Raw genomic sequence first — 23,011 nt, forward strand, 5'->3', positions numbered from 1 at the left:
TCACCGGTTGGTCGGGTGTCCTAACGTTTGGATGGCGCGGGACAAGTGGAGTCACGCACGATTAATTGCGGATAAAAACCTTCGCTCTCTACATCGCGGTTGTTGCGGATGGCATCAATCAGCAAACTGGTGGCACGTTCGGCAATTTTGGAGTTGGGCTGCTGTGCGGTGGTGAGGTTGGGCCAAGCTTGGCGGGAGAAGGGGCTATCCTCAAATCCGACAATCGATAAATGCTGCGGTACATCAACACCCTGGATGCGTGCGGCAAATAAGGTACCCGCTGCAATTTCATCGTTACAGGCGAAGACTGCGGTCGGTTTTAAATTGGAACCGAGTAATTGGCGCGTGCGTTTTACACCGGATTCAAATGAATATTCGCCGGGCAAAATCAATTTTTTATCGAGTGTAATTCTGTTGGCTTTGAGAGCGGCTTTGTAGCCTTCCAAACGTTCGCCACTGGATTTATGCGCTTCCTCACCACCCAGAAATGCGATGGCCTTGTGCCCGAGATCGATCAGATATTGCGTAATTTTGTAAGCGGCTGTGCGGTCGTCAATGAAAATGCACGGGCCTTTTTTATCCGGCGCCTGGGAGCCGGAGAGAATGCGCACAAAAGGGATTTTGCGTTTACTTAGCACTGACAATACATCGGGCATTTCCGACATGGGTGGTGTTAGCACCAGGCCGCCAACCTGGCTGCGATCAATCATATTCAGTACTTCGTCGATGATATCGTCGGCTTTGGCGTTACAGGGGTGGATCACCAATTCGTAACCCTGCCGACGGCACTCCCCCAAAATACCCTTTTGCATATCAATTACATAATTGCTGTTGGGATTGTCATAAATAAAGCCGATGGACGAGGCTGCCCCACGCAGTAAGCGCGCTGATAAGTTGGGTTGATAATTCAGCGCCTTAACCGCCTGCATGACCTTGTCTTGCAGTTCCTGACCCACGGTGCCTTCTTTATTGATGACGCGTGATACGGTTTTGAAAGAGACACCAGCCAGTTTGGCTACATCTTTAATCGTGGCTTTGGCTTTGGGGAGGTGTTTATCGACACTGTTTTTCATAAGTTATTGGGCTTTTTGGGCGAAGGGTTATAAACAGTCGTTTATGGTGGCTGCTAGGGTAGAGCTTAGGTTGGCTGAGCGCAATGATTTCGCTGTCACTGTTTTTTTATTTGTCATATGCAGCGTGTGTTTAGGTAACAGAGGCGCAAGTTATGTAAAGAATTTTGCGACGCTGAATTCACCGATGGCAACATGGTCTATGGTTAAGGAGTAGTCGTTCGCTACAGGGATTTGTGGATGAAGGCACTAACACTAAAACAATAATGAGGTACCGCTATGAAAAAAATAATCATTCTCCTGCTTTCATGTTCCCTGTTTATGTTGGGCGCAGTGCCTGCAATGGCGCAACACAAGCTGCAACAACTATGGATGACCGCTGATTTACCCACACCAGAATCAGTTCTTGTCGTAACCGAGGAAAAATTCACATACCTGTTCGTTAGTTTGATTGACGGGCAAGGGGACGCGGCTGACGGTAAAGGCGGCATCGCGAAGTTAGCCACCGATGGTGCGATTATCGATAAAAACTGGGTGACGGGGCTGAATGCGCCCAAAGGTATGGCGATCCATAAAAACCGCTTGTATGTGGCTGATTTGACTGAATTGGTCGTGATTGATATTGAAGCGCAGAAAGTAATTAAAAAGCTCCCGATTGCGGGCGCCGTCTTTTTAAATGATGTCACCGTGAATTCCAGCGGTGTGGTATTTGTATCGGACACCCGTACCAATAAGGTTCACCGCGTCGAAGATGACACAGTGAGCGTATATCTGGACAAGATCAGCAATGCCAATGGCCTGAAGGTATTTGGCTCCAACCTGATTGTGGGAGCCGGTCCGGAATTATTATTGGTCGGTGCCGATAAAAAACCGCTGACGCTCGCCAGGGGATTCGCTCAAGGGATTGATGGCATAGAGATGATCAAGCGCGGTGAATTTATTGTCTCCTGTTGGCCTGGCCTGATTTATTACGTCTATGCCAACGGCAAAATTGAACTGCTGATCGACTCACAAGCACAAAAAATCAATACCGCCGATATAGGTTTTGATCCCGCTACCCAACGCTTATTTGTGCCCAATTTCTTTAAAAACACGGTGACCGCCTATCAATTGCAGTAATCCGGTAGTCCTGCACAATTGTTAGCCGGTTCCTGCTGATTGGCAGTGACCTTGTTACACTAGCGCGCCCGATCTAGTGAGTTGATGTGTCGCTCGGGTACTAAAGTTGCGCTATTGTCAGACAGGAATATCTCGTGCGTTGTGACCATCATTGGAATTTGAATACAAACTTGTCGGAGCGATCCGCTCTGGCATCCCTCGGTAGCCGCCTTCTAGCGGTTATTGATAGGGACAAATTCATTCTATTTACCCGCGTCTTCCTTCTTTTTAGCTGTCTGTTTTGGGTTGTGGACACTAATGCCCAAACCAAACTCCAATCCAATAAACAAACCGGTATCCGCAATCAATCCTTGCATTATTCGTTCAGCCACATATTGCCGGATCAGGTGGCGACCATCGGCTACATCAACGCCATCGCCCAGGATGCAGAAGGATTTATGTGGTTTGGCGGCGCTAACGGGCTTGCGCGATATGATGGTTACAAGCTTTTGGTATTCCGCAAGGACGATGCCGACCTGCACAGCCTGAGCCACAACTATGTCAACGATATCCGTCTAGCCAGCGATGGCAGTTTGTGGGTGGCGACGCGCAAGGGTATTAATCGCTATGATGCGCAGTTAAACCGGTTTACCCGTTATAGCGCACCATTAGTCAGTACCGATTCGGTGAGTGCCGATGATGTAATGGCAATTGAGGAAACCCATGATGGTCGTTTGTGGCTGGCGACCCGCGGCGGCCTCTACAGTTTCTCCCGCACTGACAACCAGTTTCAGTATCACCCGCTCAGCAATAAGGCACCGGATAGCGATGGCTTGCTCTGGGCTGTTGTCAAAGACCAGCAAGGGTTGTTGTGGATAGGCCATCAGGATCGCGGCATCACCCGCTTTAATCCGACAACGGGCAAGTATCGCCACTATCGATATACACAGGGATTGATGTTTGACGATATTCGCGAGCTCTACGTGGATTCGGCTAACAATGTGTGGGCAGGCAGCTATGGCGCGGGGCTGTTTATGTTGGATGACAAACGCGAACGTTTTGTAGCGATCAAACACGATACCCAGGAAAAGAGTGCGATTGTCTGGTCTGTGCTGGAAGATCGCGTGGGCAATTTGTGGGTGGGCGATGGCAGCGCGGTTTATGTCCGCGCACCCGCGACAGAAAAATTTACCCGCTTTACTTACAATGAAACCAATCCGGCATCGCCTGGCAATTATGTCGTAAATGAATTGTTTGAAAATGCAGCGGGCGATATCTGGCTGGGTTATTTTCCCTCCGGTATCGATGTGGTTGATCGTCAGGCATCTATTTTTAATAACTACCGCTACAGCGCAACGGATTCCAATACCGTTACTGAGGGTGGTGTACTTTCCGCACTAAAAGATGCGCGCGGTAATTTATGGATCGGTGCGGGTTACGGCCTGAATTATTTTGATTCCAGGCGCCAACAATTCACACGCTACCGATACGATCCTAATAATGCGTCCAGCATGGGCGGCAATACCGTGCTGTCCATGGCGATGGGCGCAGATCGGCAACTGTGGTTGGGAATTTGGTCTGGCGGACTTAACCGGCTGGATTTGGACAGTGGAAAATTTACCCACTATCTCCCTGATCCGGCTAATCCTGCTGCCATTCGCGGGCGCGAAGGCTGGTCGGTAATTCGCGATCGGGAGGGATATATTTGGGTCGCTACCGAAGAGGGATTGAATCGCTACGATTCCGCGACAGATTCCTTCCGTTATTTTTTACCGACAGCCGAGCAATTGGATGGCGACAAAGTACTTTACGCGCGCGTGGTGTATCAGGATAAACAAGCGCGTATTTGGGTGGGCGGAATTCGCGGACTGTATTTATTTGATCCGCAGACAGAAACCTTTACGCGCTATCGACATGTCGATAATGATCCTTCCAGTTTGAGCGCCGATTTTGTATTTGCACTTTATGAAGATAGTCGCGGTAATTTTTGGGTGGGTACCGATGGTGGCGGCGTAAATTTAATGGATCGTGCTAGCGGAAAATTTACCGCTTTTACCAGCAGCGATGGTTTGGCCGATGATGTGGTGGCCGGCATAGTGGAGGACCCGCAAGGTTATTTATGGTTGGGTACGCAAAAAGGTATTGCGCGTTTTGATGTCGACAAAAAACAATTTCGAAATTTCGATAAACGTCATGGACTAAACGACAATCTGTTTAATCGCAATACACCATTGGTGATGAACAGTGGCGAATTATTTTTTGGCAATAGTAAAGGGTTTGTGGTGTTTGATCCTGCTGCGATCACCACCAATGAATACTCGCCCCCGGTGGTGTTTACCAATTTATTAATCCTCAATAAACCTGCCGGTATCGGTCGGCCGAATTCACCGCTGACTGCATCGATCAATCATGTTGAGAATATCAATCTCACGCACAAGGACTCGGTATTTACCCTGGAGTTTTCGGCGCTTAATTTTCAGATGGCAGAAGAAAACCAATATGCCTATCGACTGTTGGGGTTCGATAGTGATTGGATTTTGGCGGGCTCAAAACGGACGGCGACTTACACCAATCTGGACGCTGGCGATTATATTTTTGAAGTCAAAGCGAGTAACAACGATGGCGTCTGGAGCGATAAACAAGCCAGTCTCAATATTCATATTGCGCCACCGCTCTGGCTGAACTGGTGGGCCTATATTATTTACCTGTTGATTGTGTTGATGTTGTTCTACTGGTTTATACACATCCAACAATTAAAACTGCGCTATCAACAGCAACAAGTAGAGCAGGAGCGTTCGCTGGTGCGTCGCTTGCAACAAGTCGATAAATTAAAAGATGAATTCCTCGCCAATACCTCCCATGAATTGCGCACGCCACTAAACGGCATTATCGGGCTGGCCGAATCCTTGTTGGATGGGTTGAATGGTCCTCTGCCAGCACATACGCGCGATAGTTTGCGTTTAATTGCCGCCAGCGGTAAGCGTTTATCGGCGCTGGTAAATGACATTCTCGATTTTGCCAAATTAAAGAACCAGGGTTTGGTATTGCATAAAAAAGCGGTGGATTTGCATGTATTGGTCGACATAGTCATTACCTTGTCGCGCCCGCTGGTAGGTAACAAGCCGCTTGTCTTGCATAACTATGTGCCGGAAAATTTTCCGGCGGCGCACGCTGATGAAGATCGGTTGTTGCAAATTCTGCATAACCTGATTGGCAATGCAGTGAAATTTACTCACGAAGGTAATGTTAATATTTATGCAGAAGTGAAAGACAATTGTATTCGTGTACAAATTGCCGATACCGGTATCGGCATGAGTGCCGAACAGCTCACCGATATTTTCCAGCCGTTCCACCAGGTTGATGGCCGCGCCGAACGCGCTTACAGCGGTACGGGGTTGGGCTTGTCGATCACCAAGCAATTGGTGGAACTGCACGGTGGAACTATGTCAGTGCAATCCAATGCCGGCGAGGGGTCAGTATTCAGTTTTACCTTGCCGTTATCACTTGAATTACCCGCGAGTTCAATGCTCGATGAGAATGCGCAACAGTTGGTGCAGGTTAGCAGTGAAATACAAACCCGGCCGGTGAATGGATCGCGTCCTGCTCGCGCAGATCATCCGCACCAAGGCCATATTTTGGTGGTGGATGATGACTCGGTAAACCGCTTGGTTCTGGTGAATCATCTTGCATTGCGTAATTACCGTGTTACCGAAGCGGCGAGTGGTGAAGAGGCTATCGCATTAGTGGAAGAGCATGGCGATATTGATTTGGTATTGCTCGATATCATGATGCCAAAAATGTCGGGCTATGAAACCTGCCAGCGTTTACGCGAAACCTATCGCGCTTATGAGTTGCCCATTATTTTCCTCACCGCACGCAGCCAGACGCAAGATTTGGTAATGGGTTTTGAAGTGGGCGCCAATGATTATTTAACCAAGCCCATCAGTAAGGAAGAGTTGCTGGCGCGCGTGGATACCCACTTGCAATTGTACAGTGCAACGCAATTTTTAGATCGTAAGGTCGCAGAGCGAACCGAAGAGTTGCGCACAAAAAATGAAGGGTTAAAACAGGCGCAACTGGAATTACACAAAGCTTACAAAAAATTGGAAGAGGCAAGTTTGTCTGATCCCTTAACTGGATTGCACAATCGCCGGTTCCTGAGTAAATCAATCAGCGCTGATATTTCCCTGGCTGATCGCGAATATCAAAACTGGTTATCCGCTAATAAAGCGCGTGGTGAAGATGAAATTTATTGGCCGCTGCCCAAAGATCACGACCTGATTTTTATGATGCTTGATGTCGATCATTTTAAATGGGTGAATGACAGCTACGGCCATAGTGCGGGTGATAAAGTACTTGAGCAACTGAGCCGCTTGCTGGAAGAGGTATTGCGCGATTCCGATTATCTTGTGCGTTGGGGGGGCGAAGAATTTTTGATAGTTGCGCGTTTTTGTTCGCGCGACGAAGCACCGGAGATGGCCGAGCGTATTCGCGTAGCGGTGGCGCAGTATGTGTTTGATGTGGGCGAAGGGCAGCAATTGCAAAAGACTTGCTCACTCGGCTATGCCGTCTATCCGTTTTTTCCGCTGATGCCGGGTAAAGTGAGTTGGGAACAAGTAGTGGATACAGCAGATCGCGCTCTTTATGCGGCAAAAAATGCCGGGCGCGATTGTTGGGTCGGAATCAACAGTAAACCCGGTGCATCCTTGCAGGTAAATCCGGCGGCGGAAAAAAATCTGACGCTACTGCTCGCCAGTGATGCAGTTGAAATTGAATCGTCGGTCGATGCTGCGTTAGTGAAATTTTAGCGCGGCGTTTTTTTATCGGCAGATTCTGCTACTGTCTGCTGAAATTGTTGGAATTGTGCAGCAGTTGCATCCGTTTGGTATTTTTCTTTCCAGTCTGCGTATGGCATGCCATAAATACGTGCACGCGCATCTTCATAATCCACTTCAATATTGTCCACCTTGGCTGCCGCGACATACCACTTGCTCAAGCAGTTGCGGCAGAAGCCCGCAAGGTTCATCAAATCAATATTTTGCACATCTGTGCGGTTGTCCAGGTGTTCCAGCAACCGGCGAAAAGTGGCAGCCTCTAATGCTTGTTGCCGGGCGGCAGAAAGTTCATCAATTTTCATGGGTTAACCTTTAGCTTTTGGATAAATGGCCGTTAAGTAGCGGGCTCCAGTGTGGGTGATCGTGAATGACAGGTCAATTGCAGCTAATTCAGTCTGTACGCCTTGAACCTCAAATCAACCTGCCTATACTCAAACCGTGCCGACAGTGTTGCCGCGTTTATCTTGTTGGTTTTTTAAGCGTTTTTGCCGCTTTAATTCAAGCCTGTTTTTGTGTTGGGGGTTTTTGCGTGAATATTATTCTTGGGATTATTGTCGTCCTGGGATGCGTCATCGGTGGCTTTGTCATCCATGGCGGTAATCCTGTGGCGCTGATGTCGCCGGTCGAGATAATGATTATCTGTGGCGCTTCGCTCGGGGCGATGATTATTGGCAATCCACTGTCGGTAACTATCGGCGTGGTTAAATCAGCGGGTGCGCTGATGACGCCCTCAAAATTCAATAAAACGTTTTATCTTGAAATCCTCACCCTGCTGTACGACATCCTCAATAAAACCCGTCGTGAAGGCTTGATGGCGATCGAAGGTGATATTGATGAACCGGAAAATAGCCCGCTATTTGCCAACTACCCGGAAATTCTGAAAGACCACCATATTGTTGAATTCATTTGTGATTACCTGCGCATCATGGTGGCAGGCAATATGGCGCCGCACGAATTAGAGGCCTTGATGGAGCAGGAATTGGATGGTCATCATCAAGAGGCGGGGTTAGTACCCGGTGCTATCCAAAATGCGGCCGATGGGCTGCCTGGTTTCGGAATTGTGGCTGCAGTACTGGGGGTGGTGATCACCATGAGTAAGATTGGCGGTCCACCTTCTGAAATCGGTGCGTCAGTAGCGGCGGCTTTGGTAGGAACCCTGCTGGGGATTTTGTTTGCCTACGGATTTATTGGCCCTTTCTCCAGCTACCTGAATCATAAAGCGCGCGATGAGTCGCGCGCCTACGAATGTGTTAAGGCAGTATTGGTTGCATCCATGAATGGTGTGCCCCCGCAAGTTGCGGTGGAGTTTGGCCGCAAAGTGCTGTTCCACAGTGTTCGCCCCAGCTTTAAAGAGTTGGAAGAGCAATATCGCGCCAGCAAGAAGTAAAGGCAGAGGCTTATGGAAAAGGGCGCCAATCAGCAACCTGTCATTATCAAAAAGAAAAAGGGGCACGGCCATGGCCATCATGGCGGCTCCTGGAAAGTAGCGCTTGCTGACTTTATGACCGCGATGATGGCGTTCTTTTTATTGATGTGGTTGCTTGGTAGCACATCGCAAGAGGAACGAAAAGCCATCGCTGCACATTTTAAAGATCCCGGCAGTGAATATGTAATAGGAGAAGGGGGAGCAGATTTGGGACTTATCAGTCAGGATCAGCCGCAAAAACAGACGCAATCCGATGATCCTAATGATGAAACTGCCAATGATCAGGCGGATCATAGCGATAACATCAAGGATATGACCGAAGAGCAACTGAAAAAAGAAATGGAACGCATTGAAAAGGAACAATTGGAAGAGTTGAAAAAACAACTGGAAAGTGAAATCAACGCACTTGATTCCGTGTTCCAGCAAATCAAGGATCAAATCCTGATTGATTTCACCGCCCTGGGTTTGCGTATCCAAATCGTTGATAAAGACCAGCGTCCGATGTTTGATGTGGGTAGCGCGAACTTACAAAAATGGTCGTCAGAGGTATTGAATGCGTTAGCGCCAATTCTGGACAAAGTGCAAAACAAAATCAGCATTACCGGCCATACTGATGCGACACCTTACGGCGTGGGTGCGAAATACACTAACTGGGAGTTGTCGGCCGACCGTGCAAATGCTGCGCGCCGTGCATTGCTGGATGGTGCCTATCCAGAAGCTAAAGTGGCAACGGTGCAAGGTATGGGTTCCGCAGCACCGCTGTTGATCGATAAACCGGGCGAACCTATCAATCGCCGCATTGCGATTATAGTGCTCAAAAAGGCAGTTGCCGATGCGCTGGGTAGTGGCGTTGGAATTGACAGTAGCCAGCTGATGAAAAGCAGTGAAACTTTTACCGCACCAGCACCGGCGGAGCCGAAAATCTTATCGCCAACCGAAGTGGATGATGCGATTGATGCGGCAAGCGCACGCTGATATTTCTGTCGATTAATCAATGCATAAAAAAACGGGCTGAAAATCAGCCCGTTTTTTTTCACTCTTTAATTGGCATTTATTTAGTGCGAATGCACTTTCACCGGCTCGTTTTCAAATTTGCCCATCCGTCGCAAAATATGGTCAGCCATACCGCCAGCCAATTGTTGCTCGCTGAGGAAGATACGGCCGACATTTTCTTTCATCCAGAGTTCTGCCTCTTCTTCGTTGTGCGTTCTGACAACTGTTTCAATTTTGGGATTGAGCTTGCGCGCAATATCAATCATTTGCCGCACATGGAAGGTGTTGGCGGTAGCGGCGACCAATACACCCGCTTGCGCGATGTGGGCCTGGATCAATACGCTCGGATCAGCTGCATCACCGCAGACAGCGGGAATATCTTTTGCGCGCAATTGTTCAACCACATCGCGGTTAGCTTCGACAACGACATAGGGAACCTTGTATTCATTGAGGATTTTTGCAATGCGGCGACCAACACGGCCGTAACCGACCAGCACTACTTGTCCTGCCAAATAAGCATCATCGGTACTCATCGGTAACACCGCGAGTGGGTCGTCGCGCAGTTCCAGCGAGCGGGCAAATTTGGAGCGTTTACGAATCAAACGCTGCAGTGGTTCCAGGCTGGTAAATATCAAGGAGTTAAGCGCAATCGAGGCGAGCGCCCCGGCCAATATTAAATTGTGAGCTGTGGTATCCATCAGCCCCAGCGCCATACTCAAGCTGGCGAGGATAAACGAGAATTCACCGATTTGCGCCAAGCTTGCCCCGACCGTGAGCGCCGTATTTAGCGGATAGCGGAACGCCAACACCAGTGCAACCGCCGCGATAGTTTTACCGAACATAATAATGGCAACGACTATCAATACTTTGAGTGGTTCGGTGACCAGAATGTAAGGATCAAACAGCATGCCGACCGACACGAAAAACAGTACCGAGAAAGCATCGCGCAGAGGGAGCGAGTCGTCCGCTGCGCGGTGGCTGAATTCCGATTCGCGCAGCATCATGCCCGCAAAGAACGCGCCGAGCGCAAAGGACACATCGAAGAGTGCCGCCGAACCGTAGGCAACACCCACGGCGGTGGCGATAACGCACAAACTGAACAACTCGCGCGAACCTGTACCAGCAACCCACCACAATAACTTGGGCAGCAAGCGCTTGCCCACAATTAGCATAAATGCAATGAAAGCGACAACTTTGCCAAGTGTGATGAGAAGGGTGGTAGACAGACTTGCATCTGAAATGGCGTGCTCTGCATCGGGAGCAGTGCCGCCCATCAAAGTCGCAAGGGCTGGTAACAATACCAGCACTAACACCATCACCAGATCTTCAACTACCAGCCAGCCGACGGCGATCCGGCCGTTAATACTGTCGATCAGACCGCGTGCCTCCAGTGCTTTGAGCAGTACGACAGTACTGGCGACCGAGAGTGCGAGGCCAAATACAATCGATTGTCCCCATTTCCAGCCCCAAAAGTAACCCGCAAGGGCACCGAGCAAGGTTGCGATGGAAATCTGCGCAATGGCACCGGGGATCGCGATACGTTTAACCGCCAGCAAATCGCCGATAGAAAAATGCAGACCCACGCCAAACATCAGCAGCATTACGCCTATTTCGGCCAATTGCGCGGTTAATTCCAGGTCAGCCACAAAACCGGGCGAATAGGGGCCGACAATAATACCGGCGATTAAATAACCAACGAGCGGAGGCATCCGCAGGCGAGTTGCAAGAAATCCAAAAATCATAGCCAATCCGAGACCGGCGGCGATAGTCGTAATAAGACTGATGTTATGAGGCATAGGTAAATCAATTTTAAGTGAATGAGGAGCAACTATATTTGCTGAAAGTGAAGCAATGCAACCTGCGCGCTCATTTTTGCGTTTTTTTACCTCGCTATTTTTCCATGGCGGGATTGAATAGCCGGGCTTGGCACCCCAAATCGCTTGATCAGCTTGGGTTGTTCCATAAAGGCGACATCGCCATTTACATTCGTTTATCCAAGGGTATTCAAAGGAGAATTCCATGTTTTACGAACTTACCGTTGTGCAATTCAGTAAAGCGCTTTCCAATCTCAGCGCGATTCTCGATAAAGGCGCTGCTTATGCCGAGGTGAAAAAAATTGATGTATCCATTTTGCTGAATTCACGTTTGGCGCCGGACCAATTCAATTTGATTCGCCAGGTGCAAATTGCCTGCGATACTGCCAAGTTGGGTGTTGCCCGTTTGACCGGTAAAACCGAGTCGGCGCCCGTGCATGCGGATACCGAGACCACGTTGCCGGAATTGAAAGCACGTATCCAATCAGTGCTGGATTATATCGCTGGCTTCAAACCGGAAGATTTTGCCGAAACTGCCGAGCGTCACATCAGCCAGCCGCGTTGGGAAGGTAAATACTTGACCGGTACTGAATTTGCGATCCAGCACGCAATCCCGAATATTTATTTCCATATCACTACTGCTTACGCGATCTTGCGTCATAACGGTGTTGAGGTGGGCAAGAAGGATTATCTTGGAAGCATGCCATACAAAAGTTAAGATGGCGCACCAATAATCAGTTCGTACGCTGTGTGAGCAGCGTACGAAACTTATAAAGGATGCGCGCAAATGTCAGATGTTCGGTTAGATGTATATTTGCTCGGTGAACCGCAACCGGGTATTGATCGATCAACATTGGTGCGCAATCTGGCCACCATCTTTAAAAAAGAAGTTCCGGTTATTGAGAAAATGCTGCGTAAATCGCGCAGTTTGCTTAAAGCCAATATCGATACAGTAACCGCAGCCAAATATAAAGCCGTCATCCTGAAAGCCGGTGGCCAATGCGAATTGGTAAATCACGGCGAACAATTATTTTCGACTGGACCGTTACATCCGGCACCAGCGCATGCCTTGACGATTGCACCTGTCGAACCAACCCCATTAACACACGATGCCGATGAGTACTCATCATCCGCTGCCAGTGATGGCATAGATTATTCATCGCCTTATGCATCTCCTGTGTCAAACACCGACACTAACAAGGAGTCGCGAGATTACTTTTGTTATAAATGCGGTCGGGGAATTGCCCCTGGCCTCGCTCATTGCCCTTATTGTCAGACACCACAAGTCCAGCTTAAAAGTAAAAGTAAAGTTACCGCGGGTTTCCTTGCGTTCTTCTTTGGCGGTTTGGGTGTGCACCGGTTTTATTTGGGACAATGGTGGGGGATTTTCTACCTGATTTTCTGGGTGACCTGCATTCCCAGCCTAATTTCATTTATTGAAGCTTTCGTATTGTGGTTTACACCCAAAGAGCGCTGGCACCGTAAATACGGACAAGTACCTGCTGCTAATACCGGTTTGATGGTGGGGGTGATTGTCGCCGGCGCATTTGTGATGATTGTGATAACGGGCATTCTGGCCGCTATTGCATTGCCCGCCTATCAAGATTACACCTATCGTGCAAAAGTGCAGGCAGCACTTCCGCTAATTAATGAAACTCGCGAAAAGGTTGCAGCAGTAATCAAACAAAAAGATTTTTTTCCTGGTGAAAATATTCTCGCCGGATTACCGGAAAATATCAGCAACGAATTTGTTTCTTCAATCATCTTGACTGAAGGGGCAGCGATGGTTGTAACGTTTAATATTCCCAGCTTGAACGATGGCAGGAATACCATTGTTTGGAGACCGACGAAGAAAGGTAGCGATATTCTCTGGAGTTGCAAAAGCGGAACCCTGCCGGATAAATATCGCATGCCTGAGTGCCGCGGTGGCGATGTGGCTGCGGCTATGTCTGAAGAAGACCGCGCAGCAAATATTGCTGTTAATAAACGCTTTTACAGCGATGATAAAAAAATATCTCTCTCGGTTCCCAATAGTTGGCAAGAAAACCGTAAATTAAATCCGGCGGCGATCCTCGGTGTGTCGAAGGCGGTGGATGAGGTGTATATCATGGTGTTACGCGAATCAAAAGTGAATTTTGGTTCAACTATTAGCGTGAAGGATTACACTGGTTTTATTTACTCTGCGCTTGCCACTACAGTTCCGGAACTCACAACTATTGCGCCTATAAAAGATTTGACCGTTAATGGTTTACCTGCACAGCAGCAATTCCTGACTGCCACCCTGGGTGGAAATGACATAGTGTATGTTGTCACTACTATTGAAGGTGCCAACTATTTCTATGCTGTTTATTCTTCTACGGCAAAATCCCGCTTTGAAAAAAATAAGCTTGTGTTGCTAAAAGTTAGCGAGAGTTTTGCCGAGCATAAGTAAGATTACGATGGATTAGAAAAGCCGCTCTGTTAGCAGTACGGCTTTTCTATTAGATAGATAACGGATTCTTATTGCGCGATTTTTACTCTGGGTGGTGGCATTGTAATTAACGTCGAAATATTGGTGTTATTGAGACGATTCCATCGGTAATTTCATTGGGTAGACGGGAAAAGTGTCGGCTTTCCTTACATTAAAGTGTGACTTTTGTGATGTGGTTATCATTAATTTATTGATTTAAATGACAATTTTCATTGTGGTGCGGATATTGCAAATTTTGGCGACAAAGACCGTATAGAAATACCCTGTTGAAAGTAGAGCGACATGTATCGCCCATAGCCACACTTGATGTTGGCTAGTCTACACCGGCAGATTTCTCTTAACCCATGGAATATGTTTATGCCGACTAAAACTTTTTTCACCCAATGTGCCAGTGTACTGGGTGGTTTATTGCTGACTCTGACCGCTCACGCCAATTTGATCGTGAACGGTAGCTTTGAAGATAACAATGTGGCTGCGGGTAACTGGGCCTATTTCGATTCGGCCAGCGTGAATGGCTGGGAAGGTAGCAACCTTGAAATCTGGAATACCTTTGGCGGCGTGACTGCACCGGATGGTAAACAGCATGCGGAATTGAATGCGCATCCTTACACCGGCAGTGTGTTCTCTATCTTCCAGACTTTTAACACAGTTGTTGGCCAGACTTACGATGTGTCCTTCTTCTACAGCGCACGCGAAAGTGCCAATGAAGCGTTCACCTTTAGTGTGGGTACCCTCAGTGCCTTGATCAACGACCATGTAGTGGGTATCTGGAATCAGTACACCAATAGCTTCGTTGCCAATAGCACTTCTACCACCCTGCGTTTCACCAGTGTTGATGCGGGCACCATCGGAAACTTCCTCGATAACGTAGTTGTTACCTCCAGGGTAAATGTTATTGAGTCCAGCCCATTGATTATGCTGATGATTGGTCTGGTCGGTTTGGTTCTTGTCAGAAGAAAAAACCTGGCGCACTAATAAAATGAATTGATTAGTTAAAAGCAAAAAGAATTGTTCTCGATTCTTTTTGCTTTTATTTATTGGCCTAATGATTTTGTAATGTTGCGCAAAAAAGAATTCAATTCCTATACTGCTTAAAATAGTCGCGGAATTCGATTTGCACGCTGATGCGTGTTTCGTATAAGAGTCAACGATCTCAATCGGTACTTTTATAATCTTGTCGGGTGGCATGTGCCGCCTTGTTTATTTTAAAAAAGGAAATCCTATGTTTGTTAAGTTTTTGAAAAGTGTTGCTTTCACTGCAGCTTGCCTGTTCTCTGTGAACAGCTTTGCCGGTTTGATTACTGATGTTGAAACTGTAAACAAGACAGTAGATTGGACCAAAAGTGTTTCCTGGACTCACAATATTCTTGATCAGGGTTTTGATCTGGGTTCTGCTCTAAGCGCTACTTTGACCATTGAATTCCGTGACGATGATAAAGATCCATGGTACGCGCCGTTTGAAACTGCACTGGTGCAAATTGGTTACTTTGATATACAAGACGGCGGTGTGGTTTTGAACCCAACTGTTGATTGGACCGGTGCTCTTGGCATTAGCTCGCTGGTTAAGTTGAATGCTGACGGTACCTTGTTTGTTAAAGTGACTAGCACTCTGGGTGACTTCCTGATCAACAAGTCTACTTTGAATGTAATCACCAAAGATGCACCTGTAAGTGTTCCTGAATCAAGTTCATTGGTTTTGCTTGCTCTTGGTTTGCTCGGCTTGGGTATTATGAGAAGAAAAGCACGCGCTTGATTGTGTTGTGCTCTTGCAAAAAAACCGCTCACTGAGCGGTTTTTTTTGCTTTGATAGCTGTAAAAATGATTAGCGGGGAAATTGCTTAATCGTCTGCTGCAATTCCACTACTTTTTCGTGCTGGTTTTGGTAGGCGATCTGCTCGAATAATTTTACGATTTTTGTCAGCCCCGTATTTAATTGCGGCTCGCTGACAAGAATACGGCGACTAAAGTCACCCAGCGTCTCGCCAGCTTTACGCCGATAGCCTAATTGCCGCAGTTTGTATTCCAGCGTTTTAATGGCTTGACTTTCCGGGCTTGCTACCGGTTTTTTGTGGTTGCGCAATAATGCCCATGCAAACAGGGCTGCACCTATCACCCCCAGACCAATTAGCCAGAGTGTAATCCGCCAGGATTCGTTGCCGCCCAGCAGGCGTGATAAAAGTCCCTCTTGTGCTTCGCTATCGTAATTCAGTACCCAACGCTGCCATGAGTAATTGGCGGCATCCCAGCGCAGTTGCAGATTGTAGAGCAAGCGCGATGATTGCCATGCATTGGCTATTAATTCCTGATCCGTTTCATTTAACGCTTCATTCATTCCCTGCTCAATTCGATTAGGTGCGACGGCAGCTGTGGGATCGATCATTTGCCAGCCTTTGCCTGCAATCCATACCTCAGTCCAGGCATGGGCATCGGATTGGCTGACCAGTAGATAGTTTTCCACAGGATTCCAGCGGCCACCTTGATAACCCACCACCACTCGCGCGGGAATTCCCGCCGCCCGCAATAAAAAGCTGAAGCTGCTGGCGAAGTGTTCGCAGAAACCACGTTTGCTGGTAAACAGAAATTCGTCGACCGAATCTATGCCGAGCACCGGCGGTTGTAAGGTGTAGGTGAATTCGCGATTAAACAATGCCAGTGCCTGGGCAATGACTTGTTCGTCGTTCAGATCCTGACTGCGCCAACGCTCAGCCAAAGCGTAGGTGTTTGGATTGCTGCCGCGCGGCAAGCGGGTGTAAAAATCCTGTTCGGTATTGCCAAGTTGTGGTGCATTAGCCCAATCGATTTGTAAGGCAGAGCTAACTTGATAGCGCATGCGCTGCGCTACCGGAATACGATTCAATAGTAGTGAGTCAGCTGTTATACGAATGGAATTGGCCGTGTTTTGGGCTGTTTGCGGAGTCATCAGACTGAAAAGCCAGGGTTGGCCGTGGGGCTCGAGAATAATGCTGTAGTCAATTTCGTCGCGTCTGTTACCTGCGACATCATTGTTCACTGGTCGAAAACCCCAACTATCGCGCATGCGCCACGTCCGCCCGTCAAATGTATCCAATACCAATCCACGCCAGTAAAGCTGATTGGCAGACGGTGGTTGACTGGTAAATTCCACCCGGAACGCCGGTGAGCGATCAAGCGCAAGATTGCCCAGATCGCCCGGTGAAAGGCTATCGCTAAAGCCGCTTTTGGCCATTTGCTGATTGGGTATTGCCCAGAGTGGTCCAAGGCGGGGGATCACTATAAACAGCACCAGCATCATGGGGATTGCATGCAGCAAAATCATGGCCCCGCGCTTCAGGCGTATGGGGGTTGTCTGCTCGTGGGTCAGGTAGAGCGAGCGCCAGCTGGCCAGTAGCAGCACAACACAGAGCAGGCCATAGGCTGCGGCTTGCGGTGTTTGGCTAAACAGGAATTGGGTGGCGGTAATAACGAGGCCGATAAAAATCAACAGTTGCGCATCGCGCGGTGAGTTCACTTCGAGCAACTTAAGTGAGAAGGCGCACACCAGTAAACCGACCATGGTTTCGGTGCTCGCCCTGCCGGAATAACTGGCAAGTAGGCCGGCAGCGCAGACCAGTGCGAGCAGGGTTTTAACCAAACCCCCGGGTGTGCCCCAGCGGCCGCGAAACATTTGTGTGCGCCAGAAAGCGGCAATCGCCCACACCAGCCACAGCCACACTGGCAAGTTGATTAATAGCGGCAGGATCAGCATCGCCTGCATTACCAGCAGCCAGGCGAGTTTGTCGCGCACCAGATAGTCGGTCCGTCGTTTTGGCGGTATTTTTACCGGCTTGGCGAAGCCGCGCAACCTAGCGAGCATGATGGGCCTCGCGCGGGAGATTAAATTCAGTCAGAGCCTTTAACACAGTTTGTTGATGGTATTCACCCAGTGCCGGTGGGAGGGTGATGCCGGGCATGCGCAAACCATAGGGAATTTGGCGGCGCTCATATTCCAATGCCCAATAACATAAGCCTGATAAACGCAGCTCTTGCGGGTGATGTAAACTATCCCAGTCCAGCCATTTTTCGGCTGAAAAATACGCTTGGTACTCTTTGGTAAACAGGCCTTTGTCTTGTGCAAATTGTTTCCAGGCGATGTGTTTGATCGGGTCGCCAGGCTGATATTCACGCAAGCCGCTGAAGTCATCGCCGCCGCGCTGGCTGGTGCCGCCTTCTTCCCGTCCGTCGCTGGCTTGTGCATGGGGTTCATCGGTTGCGATAGGGACGGGGTAGATCAGCGCTGTTGCATCCAGATTCAGCCAGGTCCAGCAGCGGATAATCCCTAAAGGAAAGCGGCTTTGTACCAGCAACCGGCCGGGGTGCAAATAACCGCGCATGCGGCTGTTGGCGCGCACCGTGACTTGCAAGGGTTCGTTGTAATTGAGCGTAATTGTTTGGGTTTCGCCGCTCTGCCAGCGCAGTTCAAGGTTGTCGCAACCGGCTTTATGTACGCAAGTGAGTTCCAGCACAAAGGTGGCACTATCACCCGCAAATGCCGGTCTTGCACTCACGAAGCGAACATTGATGCCGGATAAATTTGCAAATGCGTGCAGGATGCTGACCACAAAAATACTGATCAGCAGATAGCTCAGCCCCAGGATCAGGTTGTTTTGGTAGTTAGTGCCGAGCAGCCAGATTACCAGCGCGGCCAACAAATAAATCAGGCCGGTGAAGTTGGGAAATGTATAGAGGTTCTTGTGTGTAAGCTGCACTTGCAGGGCGCGCGGGGATCGTCTGTCAATCCAGCGATAAAAACGCTGCTGCCAACGCTCCCGCAATCCGGCGATAAGACTATGCGCAATCAGGGGGCCCATAGCTAGCCCAGTACATCCACGTTATCGCGCAGGTGTTTGACCAGCGGTTCGGTATCCTGGCTGTGACCGCGTCCACGCACGCGATGGCCAACTACGGCGGGTAATACGGTTTGTACATCTTCCGGTACCAGATATTCGCGGTTATGGATCAGCGCCCAGGCTTTGGCGGCGCGCAACAATGCCAGCGCACCGCGCGGTGATAATCCGTAAGAAAACTGGGCATCGGTGCGCGTAAAGGCGACCAACCGCTGGACATAATCGAGCAGCGCGTTGCTGGCTTTGACTTGATGTACCGCCGTCTGGATGGCTGCGAGCTGCTCGTGGGTGACCATGGGCGCAAGCTCGCGGATACGTGCGCGCGGATCGACACCTTCAAACAGCGCGCGTTCGGATACAGGGCTGGGGTAGCCGAGCGAGATGCGCATTAAAAAGCGGTCGAGCTGCGACTCCGGCAGTGGAAAAGTACCGCTCTGCGACAGCGGGTTTTGCGTTGCAATCACAAAAAAGGGCTTGGGTAATGGTCGGCTTTTTCCCTCAATCGTCACTTGCCCTTCTTCCATTGCTTCCAGCAACGCGCTCTGGGTTTTGGGCGAACTGCGGTTGATTTCGTCGGCGAGCAATACCTGGGTAAAGACCGGTCCGGGATGGAATTTAAATACACCTTGCTCGCGCTCAAAAATCGCGACGCCGAGAATATCGGCGGGCAGTAAATCGCTGGTGAATTGCACCCGTTCAAACTTCAATCCCAATACTTTGGCGAGGCAGTGGGCGAGGGTAGTTTTGCCCATGCCGGGCAGGTCTTCAATCAGGAGATGACCTTCGGCAAAGAGGCAGGCGAGGGACAGGCGGACTTGCTGGTCTTTCCCTAAAACGATTTGGTCGACTTGTTCGATAACCTTGCTAATCAGTGACTGCATGCGAAACCCTGATAATCTATTTATTCAGGTGCCAGCATAGCTCAGGGGTAGCGGAGCGGGGTATAAAGAATCGCAAAGCTGGCGCCAGTTCACGCCCCAGTATTTCGATTCACACTAACAGATACTTCAATTTACAAAGGTGGGCACTTTAATCTGCCGCGACTACGCAATTGCGGCCTTGCTGTTTAGCTTGATACACCGCTTTGTCGGCGCGCACGAACCAGTCCTCCAGTACTTCGTCGGGATGCAGCTGCGCGCACCCGAAAGAAGCAGTGAGGGTGCCATCGGGATCGCGCAACTCCATTTCAATTTGCATGCGCAATTGCTCGGCGATAACCAGCGCATCGGCAAGATAGGTATTGCGCGCGATAACGACAAACTCCTCGCCACCAAAACGAAACACCCGGTCGGTTTTGCGCACCCGCCTGGTGAGCAAGTTCGCCAGCTCCACCAGGACTACATCGCCGGTGTTGTGGCCGAATTTGTCATTCACCATTTTGAAGAAATCCAGATCCAGCACAATCAATGTAACCGGCGTTTGGTTGCGGGCAAAGTCGGCGATACTCAAACGCATTTCTTCATCCATCGCCCGGCGGTTGCCGAGTTGGGTCAGCGCATCCTGGGTTGCGTAGCCCTGCAACAGAAGCTGTTGCCGATGGGTGAGCAGCGCAAACACATAGGCCATGCTGCCGCACATCAGCAGCGATGACATCATTGCAAATGCTTCGGTGGTATTTTCCAGTCTGATAGCAATAGGTAGCACAGCAGCAATGGTCAGCAAATTGGCAACCAATGCAGTTTTGGCGTTGAGCAAAAAGAAGTTGGCGAGCAGCGCGGGAAACAGCCAAAACACCAGCAGAGGTTGGTTTAAATGGGCGACCGCAACGGCACCGGCCGAATAGAGTAATGCGGTGATATTGGAAATCGATTGAGTTGCCTGGCCGCGCCAATAAGTGTAAATCGCGCTGCCCAATGCAACCACAACAATCGCCAAATCCACCGCCGCTTTAACAACCTCTCCATTCAGATAGCGGATAACACAGAAGGGCGCTATGCCGAGGCTGGCGAGGATCGCGAAGAGGTAAACCAATCCGCGTTGGAATTTGTTTTTGGCGTCGGTGAGCATGGTCTCCGGCGGGTTCTCCCGTTGTGAGCTTTTTATTGGCACAACACCTGTGCCGGCTTTTTATAGCTCACAGCATAGTCGGCAATTTCCTGTTTTGCCTCATTCTCGATGAAATCGATAAAGGTTCGTCTGCTGCCGTGAGCGATTAGTTCCCGGGTGTGTTTATCGGCAGATCCAACCATTCAAAAATACGCTCCTGCATGTAGGGGTAAAAAGGGTTGGAGTAAAGACGCATATCCGCATCGGCTTTGATGATCAGGGTGTTGGTTTCGCCGCGCAGGTGTAGGCTACCCAACCGGATGCCATAAAACTCATCTTGTCGGGGTGTGAGGCCGTAAACGGGATCATCTACCGGAAACGGCAGGGCGACATGCGAGAGCGAAAAGACTCCCGGCGGAAATGCCAAATCGAGCGGCCGTTCCGCATCGGTGGTGGTGCCAGCCGCTTGGCGCTGCTCACTGACTTCCATTGTGCTGGCATCACGGTTACCAATTTTTACCAGATGGTATGGGTGCGGCCCGGCGCCAAAGGTATTGCGCATAAAATTTGCCGCCGCTGGGCGGATGATGGGTGCAAAACTGTGATGGCGATTGAGATCAAACAACACCAGCTCACTATTGTTAGCGGGCAAATAGCGATAAAAATGTTTTTCGAGCGCATCGGTTTTTACCGTGGCGTCCATCAGCGATTGAAAAGTCAGCACCGGCGGTAAATCCTGCAATTGGTTGAGCTTCGCCATTGTCAGGATTTTGAGTTGTAACTGCAGTGAAAAACGATGTGCTTGCCAAGCCGCATTGACAGGAAATGAATTGTATTTAAACGGATTATATTCAGGTGTTTTATCCAGCCAGCGATTGGAACTTAACAATGGCAGGTGCCCGATAATTTCCAGCGGCTTGCTTAAGCCGGCAAATTCACTGATGCCGATCATTGGCGATAATAAAATAATTTTTTTCGGTATCAGCAGATCCTTATCTTGCATCGCGTCCAATGTGTAATTCAGTGCAAGCGTGCCGCCATTGGAGTAACCGAGCAAATAAAAATTCGGGTTATCCCCCAATTGCCGTTTTACTTCTTGCGCTGCAAGGCGGGTTGCCGCTACCCAATCCGGCCAGCGCGCACTTAATAAACCCGAAGGCAATGTACCGTGGCCGGGGGTGCGCAATGCAATGACTAAAAATCCCTGCTGCTCCAGTGACTGCGCCAAACTGCGTACGGAGTAAGGCGAGTCAGTTAATCCGTGCAACATGACAATGCCGGCGCGAATGTTTTTAGGTGTTAATACAAAGGTGCGATTCCAATTAGGTGTTTGCAGTAGCGGGTTGAGCGGGGAATTTTTTTCATAGCGGTAGCCATCGGTAGTATCGGCGTCCGATAACTTTTCTACCAGCTCGGCAAATAGTTTATCTTCCTGTGCGAGGAAGTCGGCCCACTGGTCATCGTCCTTCTGTAAAAAGTTTTTTGCTGAATATTCCTGTGTCAGGGCGATGCGATGCCAGGGTTTCGCGTGGCGCAACGTAGAGCAACCTGTGATAAAAAATAGCAGCGCAAGCAGCGCAATAATGAATGGCAATTTACTACACATTTAAGGCTCCTTGTGATCAATAACCGCGGGCGGATGCGCAAAATGTCCGGCACGCAAATAATAAATAATCTGGTCGATAACATCCTCATCTTTCATGATGAACGGATGCGACACCGGCAGCGAAATAAAATCGCGCATGCCGTCAATTTTAGTACTCTCTACCGATACCTTGCCATCGTCGGGATTGGGAAGATAAAGGGACAATAAAAGATTTACGCTGCTGGTACCGGCAATTACACCGACATCAAATTTTACCGGGCCAAGTTTATTGGGCAGGCTGTCAATATCGGTGCCCAATTCTTTTCCCGCCGGACCATTGAGCCACTCAAACGGTGGCAAGCCCTTCAAGTGGTCTACTACTTCGCTGCCTTTGTTGGGAGGCGCCAGCATGACCACATGCTTTAATTCAGGAATGCTGTGCGCACTGAGATATTGCCGCACCAGAATTCCGCCAAGCGAATGGGTAACAAAATGAATACTGTTGATGGGATGCTCGCGGCAGCTGGCCAATGCCGGTGGAATGGCCAGCTCAGCCAGTGTCACGATAGGAAATTGACGTGAGGGATAATCGACATTGATAACGCGATAATGCAACGCGTGTAATCGTTCCGCCATTGGCAACATGGATTCGTTGGTGCGCGCCAAACCGTGCAGTAAAATTACGCACTCTTTTGCATTATGGTTTTCCTGTAGCGATAGCGGATTGCTGGTGCAGCTGTAGAGTGCAGTGCTGAATAGGGTGATGCTGATACAAACCAGTAATACGCGCCTCGATATGTTCATCTGGAGTCCCCGGTGATACCGTGCAAATTATGCCACACTATCGGCGCAGCGGATTTTTTACCTACAAT

17 protein-coding genes are annotated in these 23,011 nt (G+C 49.3%); 8 read left to right on the plus strand and 9 right to left on the minus strand.

Annotated elements, in window-relative coordinates:
- Positions 1-20: 20 nt before the first annotated feature.
- Positions 21-1,073: a LacI family DNA-binding transcriptional regulator gene (locus AC1RJL_RS02440; RefSeq protein ID WP_492911156.1), complete on the minus strand. Its 1,053-nt coding sequence runs from the start codon at positions 1,071-1,073 to the stop codon at positions 21-23.
- Between the two features lie 276 nt (positions 1,074-1,349).
- Here AC1RJL_RS02440 and AC1RJL_RS02445 point away from each other — a divergent pair, with 276 nt between their 5' ends.
- A complete protein-coding gene (locus tag AC1RJL_RS02445; RefSeq protein WP_492911157.1) occupies positions 1,350-2,189 on the plus strand; it encodes a GTP-binding protein in 840 nt (279 codons plus the stop codon).
- 287 nt (positions 2,190-2,476) lie between these two features.
- Positions 2,477-6,976, plus strand: coding sequence for a diguanylate cyclase domain-containing protein (locus tag AC1RJL_RS02450; RefSeq protein ID WP_492911158.1), 4,500 nt, complete (start codon positions 2,477-2,479; stop codon positions 6,974-6,976).
- Here the strand turns inward: AC1RJL_RS02450 and AC1RJL_RS02455 are convergent.
- Positions 6,973-7,305 (minus strand): DUF1244 domain-containing protein, encoded by a 333-nt coding sequence (locus AC1RJL_RS02455; RefSeq protein ID WP_492911159.1) that lies wholly within the window; start codon positions 7,303-7,305, stop codon positions 6,973-6,975. The two genes, AC1RJL_RS02450 and AC1RJL_RS02455, sit on opposite strands and share 4 nt — an antisense overlap.
- Before the next feature lie 227 nt (positions 7,306-7,532).
- Here AC1RJL_RS02455 and motA point away from each other — a divergent pair, with 227 nt between their 5' ends.
- Positions 7,533-8,390, plus strand: coding sequence for a flagellar motor stator protein MotA (motA, locus tag AC1RJL_RS02460; RefSeq protein ID WP_492911161.1), 858 nt, complete (start codon positions 7,533-7,535; stop codon positions 8,388-8,390).
- 12 nt (positions 8,391-8,402) lie between these two features.
- On the plus strand, positions 8,403-9,404 hold the full coding sequence (gene motB / locus AC1RJL_RS02465; protein ID WP_492911162.1) for a flagellar motor protein MotB: 1,002 nt from the start codon (positions 8,403-8,405) through the stop codon (positions 9,402-9,404).
- An 80-nt stretch (positions 9,405-9,484) separates the two neighbouring features.
- On the opposite strand, the gene AC1RJL_RS02470 is transcribed toward motB, so the two are convergent.
- The gene (locus tag AC1RJL_RS02470) at positions 9,485-11,218 is read right to left on the minus strand and encodes a cation:proton antiporter domain-containing protein (RefSeq protein ID WP_492911163.1); all 1,734 of its coding nucleotides are present in this window, start codon (positions 11,216-11,218) and stop codon (positions 9,485-9,487) included.
- Positions 11,219-11,441: 223 nt separating this feature from the next.
- Between AC1RJL_RS02470 and AC1RJL_RS02475 the strand changes: the two genes are divergently transcribed.
- The 4 genes from AC1RJL_RS02475 (at position 11,442) to AC1RJL_RS02490 (ending at position 15,459) form a co-directional block, all read left to right on the plus strand.
- Positions 11,442-11,954 (plus strand): DUF1993 domain-containing protein, encoded by a 513-nt coding sequence (locus AC1RJL_RS02475; RefSeq protein ID WP_492911164.1) that lies wholly within the window; start codon positions 11,442-11,444, stop codon positions 11,952-11,954.
- A 69-nt stretch (positions 11,955-12,023) separates the two neighbouring features.
- Complete coding sequence (locus tag AC1RJL_RS02480; protein ID WP_492911165.1) at positions 12,024-13,667, plus strand: NINE protein; 1,644 nt, start codon at positions 12,024-12,026, stop codon at positions 13,665-13,667.
- A gap of 396 nt (positions 13,668-14,063) precedes the next feature.
- Positions 14,064-14,681, plus strand: a complete 618-nt coding sequence (locus AC1RJL_RS02485) for a DUF642 domain-containing protein (protein WP_492911166.1) — start codon at positions 14,064-14,066, stop codon at positions 14,679-14,681.
- Positions 14,682-14,928: 247 nt separating this feature from the next.
- The gene (locus AC1RJL_RS02490; RefSeq protein WP_492911167.1) at positions 14,929-15,459 is read left to right on the plus strand and encodes a PEP-CTERM sorting domain-containing protein; all 531 of its coding nucleotides are present in this window, start codon (positions 14,929-14,931) and stop codon (positions 15,457-15,459) included.
- A gap of 69 nt (positions 15,460-15,528) precedes the next feature.
- Here the strand turns inward: AC1RJL_RS02490 and AC1RJL_RS02495 are convergent, their stop codons facing one another.
- From AC1RJL_RS02495 to AC1RJL_RS02520, 6 genes are all read right to left on the minus strand, one after another.
- Positions 15,529-17,538, minus strand: coding sequence for a transglutaminase TgpA family protein (locus tag AC1RJL_RS02495; protein ID WP_492911169.1), 2,010 nt, complete (start codon positions 17,536-17,538; stop codon positions 15,529-15,531).
- Positions 17,528-18,532, minus strand: a complete 1,005-nt coding sequence (locus AC1RJL_RS02500) for a DUF58 domain-containing protein (RefSeq protein ID WP_492911170.1) — start codon at positions 18,530-18,532, stop codon at positions 17,528-17,530. The genes AC1RJL_RS02495 and AC1RJL_RS02500 overlap by 11 nt, the downstream gene beginning before the upstream one ends.
- 2 nt (positions 18,533-18,534) lie before the next feature.
- Complete coding sequence (locus AC1RJL_RS02505; protein ID WP_492911171.1) at positions 18,535-19,449, minus strand: AAA family ATPase; 915 nt, start codon at positions 19,447-19,449, stop codon at positions 18,535-18,537.
- 148 nt (positions 19,450-19,597) lie between these two features.
- On the minus strand, positions 19,598-20,575 hold the full coding sequence (locus tag AC1RJL_RS02510) for a GGDEF domain-containing protein (protein ID WP_492911172.1): 978 nt from the start codon (positions 20,573-20,575) through the stop codon (positions 19,598-19,600).
- 145 nt (positions 20,576-20,720) lie between these two features.
- Entirely contained in the window at positions 20,721-22,160 is a 1,440-nt protein-coding gene (locus AC1RJL_RS02515; protein ID WP_492911173.1) for an alpha/beta hydrolase, read from the minus strand.
- Positions 22,161-22,943 (minus strand): esterase/lipase family protein, encoded by a 783-nt coding sequence (locus AC1RJL_RS02520; RefSeq protein WP_492911174.1) that lies wholly within the window; start codon positions 22,941-22,943, stop codon positions 22,161-22,163. It lies immediately after the preceding gene.
- Positions 22,944-23,011: the final 68 nt, after the last annotated feature.

Source organism: Cellvibrio sp. GW822-FHT04B05 (genome assembly GCF_058800985.1).